At 70.6% G+C, this 5,024-nt stretch carries 5 protein-coding genes; all 5 read right to left on the bottom strand.

Features of this window, described 5'->3' with window-relative positions:
* The coding region (locus VF697_RS07445; RefSeq protein WP_331092800.1) for an endonuclease/exonuclease/phosphatase family protein at positions 1 to 601 on the bottom strand (601 nt) is incomplete at its 3' end.
* Between the two features lie 87 nt (positions 602 to 688).
* Complete coding sequence (locus VF697_RS07440; RefSeq protein WP_331092799.1) at positions 689 to 1,177, bottom strand: YqaA family protein; 489 nt, start codon at positions 1,175 to 1,177, stop codon at positions 689 to 691.
* 21 nt (positions 1,178 to 1,198) lie between these two features.
* A complete protein-coding gene (locus tag VF697_RS07435) occupies positions 1,199 to 2,455 on the bottom strand; it encodes a hypothetical protein (RefSeq protein WP_331092798.1) in 1,257 nt (418 codons plus the stop codon).
* 97 nt (positions 2,456 to 2,552) lie between these two features.
* Positions 2,553 to 3,149 carry a DUF2378 family protein gene (locus VF697_RS07430; RefSeq protein ID WP_331092801.1) on the bottom strand — a complete coding sequence of 199 codons (597 nt, stop codon included), beginning with the start codon at positions 3,147 to 3,149 and terminating at the stop codon, positions 2,553 to 2,555.
* A 100-nt stretch (positions 3,150 to 3,249) separates the two neighbouring features.
* The gene (locus tag VF697_RS07425) at positions 3,250 to 4,890 is read right to left on the bottom strand and encodes an AMP-binding protein (RefSeq protein ID WP_331092797.1); all 1,641 of its coding nucleotides are present in this window, start codon (positions 4,888 to 4,890) and stop codon (positions 3,250 to 3,252) included.
* Positions 4,891 to 5,024: the final 134 nt, after the last annotated feature.

The following is a 5,024-nucleotide window of genomic DNA, read 5'->3' as shown; positions in this document are numbered from 1 at the left end:
CGAGGAAGTCGCCCGCGGGCACGTTGGCCTGGATGAAGTTGACGAGGTTGCCCGCCTCGGTGTTGCGCACGGTGCTGCTCGCGGTGAGCAGGTGCACGCTCACCACCCAGAGATCCTTCGGGCCGGGGATATCGATGCGTGCCCAGGCATAATCACGGTCCGTCATGTACGAGTCGTCCCACTCGCCCGCGGCGAGGATGGGCCAGCGGCTGATGACGCCGTTCGGGATGTGCCCCCCACCCTCTCGGTAGTAGTAGAAGCTCGTGCCGAAGGTGCTATCGACATAGCCCCGGATGGCCGCGGCCGAGTTGTTGCCGTAGTTGAACTCCTGGATCATCACCACGTCCGGCTTGGTGCCCTGGAAGATGCGGGTGCCGTGGCCGGGGTCGTAACTCTGCAGGTTGCCGCTGGTGATGTTCGCCGCCATCAGCCGCACCCGCACGTCCGTGAGCGAGGCCCCGGCGGTGGAGACGTCCCCGTCCGACGAGGGCTCCCTCGGGTCCGCGGTGCCACCGCACGCGGCGAGGGCCAGGGTGAGCAACGGGACCAACAGCCAGGCCCTCGGGCCAGTCCGCGTCGAGGAAGGGGGGGGCTGGGACATACGAGACTTCCTGCCCGCGACGGCGGGCGCTGAAGGGGGACGACGGGCGCCATCATCGCCCATTTCGCCCCCCGTCGTCTCGCAGCCTCACGGTGAAATTCCAGCACGGAGCGCCGCGGCGGCGGAGAGTGCGACAAAGAGGTAGCGCAGCCCCTTGCCCAGCGTGACGAAGGCGACGAAGGGCCGCCAGCGCACCCCCACGAGGCCGGCGGCGAGCACGAATACATCTCCCACCACGGGCACCCAGGCGAAGACGAGCACGGGCGCGCCCCAGGTGGCCAGCCGCGCCTGGGCCCGCTCCAGCCGAGGCCCCTCCTGCTCCATCCGGCGCCGCACCCAGCGCCCCACCGGGCCGCCTCCGCCTCTCACCACCCAGCGCCCCAGCAGGTAGACGGTGAGGGCGCCGAGCACGTTGCCGCCGGTGGCCACCGCCACGGCTGGCGCCAGCGGCACCCCGCCGTAGACGAGCGCGGCCAGCACCGCCTCGGAGGGAGCGGCGAGGATGGAGCCGGCCACCACCGCCACGAGGAAGAGCCCCGGCAGGCCCCATTGGGCGAGTGTGGACGCATCAGGCATGGGCGGCGTCCACTTCAGGGCTCACGCCGCGGCGGCGTGGTCCAGCGAGCGCCAGGTGCCCAGCGCCCAGTCCTGCTCGTCCGGGTCATCGAAGCTGACGACGCACAGCGCCCGGTGCGCACCGGCCTCGCACAGCGCGGTGAGCCGACACTCGTCCGGCCCCAGTTGCAGCGTCGCCCGTCCACTCACCCGCTCGCCGTGGTGCTGGAACTCGTAGGGCAGCTCCTCCTCGGGCCCCGGCGCGATGCCCCCCACGTCCGCCAGCGGCACGAAGCGCACGCTGCGCCGGTGATCTCTCGCCACCCAGCTGCCGTCCGCGAGGCTCTGCTCGGCCAGCGAGCCCGGGATGCGAATCTCCCAGCCCTCGGGCAGCGTCACCTGCACCGCGCCCCGGCGATAGCCGATGAGCGGGCCCGACGGCGCCGCGGCGGCGCGCTCGGAGACCTTCTCCGCCAGCGTGCCCCCGATGCCGAGGAACCCCAGCACCTCCTGCCACTCCCGCCATGGGTAGGGCAGCGAGGGGTCCTCCCGCCACGCCAGCTCCAGCAGCCGGGCCACGTCGCGGAACAGGTGCCGCTCCTCCTCGAGCAGCGGCGGGCGCCACACCATGTCCGTCCAGATGCGGCTGAGCGCGCGGCCCAGCCGCGTCGAGGCCCCCAGGCCAGGCTCCCACCACGGGAAGATGTCCCGGCCGCGCAGCGGATCCTCGTGCACGGCCCGCACCCAGGCCTCGTCCCGAGGGCCCAGGGGCGTGAGCAGGGCCCCGGGGTATTCGAAGCCGTGCCCGGAGCGCAGCGACAACGTGGCCCCCGAGTTGCCGAACTTCCGGAAGTCCAGCACCCGCCCGGCCATGCCCGCCAGCCAGGCGAGCATGAGCGGGGCGATGTCGCTCGCATCCCCGCTGTGGAAGTACCCCGTGGGGTCCCCCACTCCGACGGTGGTGAGGGCCGGGTCCGCCCAGTCCACCTGGAGCGCCTCCCCCAGGGAATGCAGCAGATCGCACAGGTAGCGGTGGTAGCCGGGCCCCACCATAGAGGTGTTGGCCGAGACGACCACCCGGCCCTGCCCGGCGGCCACGATGGCCACCTCCTCGGCGGCCGGGTGCAGGCGCAGGTACAGGATGGGCCCCTGGGGACTGTCGGCGGTGCGCGAGCTCTCCAGCAGCTCCTCGGCGGCTTCGCGGACCCAGCGCTCCACCCGGCGCAACCACGGCCGAGGCGCCTCGGGTGCGGTGAGCTCGCCTCCGTACCAGCCCGGCAGCAGCAGCTTCACTCCCATGGCATCCTCTCCTCTCCGTCAGGCCGGGGGTCCATCCTCACGCAACGGGCGTCGGGAGCCGATTATGTCTCGGCGAGTGGGAGCAAGGGAGCAGCCGTCAGCTCCAACCGATGTCGTAGTCGACATCGAGCAGGGCCACCCGCCGCCCCTGCACCACGAGGTCGCGGGCCGTCGACTGCTCCAGTGCCGCGGTGAGGACGCCCTCGTTGTAGGCCACGGGCAGGAAGTCCCGGCGCGCCTTCAGTCGTGCCTGCCTCTCCCCCAGCTTCTCCACCGAACGATCGCCATAGCTGATCGACGCCCGGTAGGCGCTGGGGAAGCTGGCCAGCAGTCGGTGGGGATCCGTCCCGGCGAGCGCCATCATCGTCCTGCCCACGGTGGAGTGCAGGAAGTCCTCCGTGGCCCGCCGCCCGAGCTGGCGCATGACGGCGTCCCGTCCTCCGAGCCTCGGCCCGAGCAGGTCCGCCGCCGTGAAGAGGGCCTTGATGAAGTCCGCCACCGGGTAGCTGAAGAAGTCCACGAACCGCTTCTCGCCGGAGGCGGCGAAACACTTCGCCCGGGCCTCCTCGCCCCCGAGCGCGCGCACGGCTTCGAGCAGGCCGTTGAAGAACATGCCGCGACACGTGTCCATGGGCGTGGCGAGGGTGAGGAGTTGCTCCAATAGAGGCGCTGCGGGGACGGAGGTGGCGGGCATCGACACGGTGGGGGCTCCTGGCGGGGGGTCCAGCGAGTGCTCGGTCGTCCGCGAGATGCGGGGGGACCCGCATTAGAGCGCAAAACCCCACCTCCGGGGCTCAGGCGGTGCGAATGGCCGCGGCGGACTCCAGCCCCAGCTCCGAGACCGCCACCTCCCGCATGCGGAATTTCTGGATTTTTCCAGTCACCGTCATGGGGAACTCCTCCACGAACTTCCAGTAGCGGGGAATCTTGAAGGTGGAGATGCGGCCTGTGCAAAAGCGCACCAATTCCTCCTGGGTGAGGGTGGCGCCGGGCTTGGGCTTCACCCAGGCCATCACCTCCTCGCCGTATTTCTCGCTGGGCACGCCGATGACCTGGGCCTCGCTGACGGCGGGGTGGGTGTGGAGGAACTCCTCAATCTCGCGCGGGTACACGTTCTCCCCGCCGCGGATGATCATGTCCTTGATGCGGCCGACGATCTTCACGTAGCCGTCCTCATCCATGGTGGCGAGGTCGCCCGTGTGCATCCAGCCGGCCGCGTCGATGGACGTGCGGGTGGCCTCGGAGTTGTTCCAGTAGCCGAGCATCACGCTGTAGGCGCGCGTACACAGCTCGCCGGGCGTGCCACGGGGCACCACCGCGCCCGTGGCCGCGTCGACGATCTTCACCTCCACGTGCGGGTGGACGCGGCCCACGGTGGCCACGCGCTTGTCCAGCGGATCATCCAGCGCGCTCTGCGTGGACACGGGCGAGGTCTCCGTCATGCCGTAGCAGATGGTGACCTCGCGCATGTTCATGCGCGACTGGACCTTCTTCATCACCTCGATGGGGCACGGGGAGCCGGCCATGATGCCGGTGCGCAGGGTGGAGAAGTCGAACTCGCCGAAGCGCGGGTGGTCCAGCTCGGCGATGAACATGGTGGGCACGCCGTAGAGCGCGGTGCAGCGCTCGGCGCCCACCGTCCGCATCACCGCCAGGGCATCGAAGGCCTCGCCGGGAATCACCATGGTCGAGCCGTGGGAGGCGCAGGCCAGGTTGCCCATCACCATGCCGAAGCAGTGGTAGAAGGGCACGGGGATGCAGACGCGATCCTCGGGCCCGAGGCGCAGCCCCTCGCCCACGAAGAAGCCATTGTTGAGGACGTTGTGGTGGCTGAGCGTGGCGCCCTTGGGAAAGCCCGTGGTGCCGGACGTGTACTGGATGTTGATGGGGTCGTCGAACTGGAGCGAGGCCTCGCGGTCCGCCAGCGTGCGCTCGCTCACGTGGGTGCCATTCTTGAGGAGCAGCGCCCAGTCCTCGTCCAGCACCAGGGAGACGCGCAGCGCGGGGCAGTTGGGGCGCACCTCCTCCAGCATCTTGCGGTAGTCCGACTGGCGGAAGCCGCGCGAGAGCAGCAGCACGCTGGTGCCGGACTGCTTGAGTGCGTACTCCAACTCCGCCGTCTTGTAGGCGGGGTTGAGGTTCACGAGGATGGCCCCGATGCGCGCCGCGGCGAACTGGGCCACCACCCACTCGAAGCGGTTGGGGGACCAGAGGCCCACCCGGTCCCCCTTCTCCACGCCGAAGGCCAGCAGGCCCAGGGCCACCCGCGTCGTCTCGTCCCAGAGCTGGCGCCACGTGGCCCGGTAGCCCTGCGAGACGACGACGAGCGCCTCGCGGTCCGCGTAGCGCTCGACGGTGCGCCGCAGGTTCTGGCCAATGGTCTCCCCAAGCAGCGGGGTCGTGCTGGTGCCGTGGACGTAGGACGGAGCGGACATGCCGTGAATCCTTCCCGCCCGCCCTCGCCACGCGCAAGCCCCGAGCGCTTGTGTGGGACGGATTCGGGTTGTAAGGGGACGGCCGTGGAGTCCCCTTCCCTGCGCCCCGGCCTCGTGTGGATGATGGCGGCCGC

Origin of the sequence: Archangium sp., from assembly GCF_036388035.1 — a bacterium.
GTDB lineage: Bacteria > Myxococcota > Myxococcia > Myxococcales > Myxococcaceae > Archangium.
This window is presented reverse-complemented; position numbering and strand designations above follow the sequence as displayed.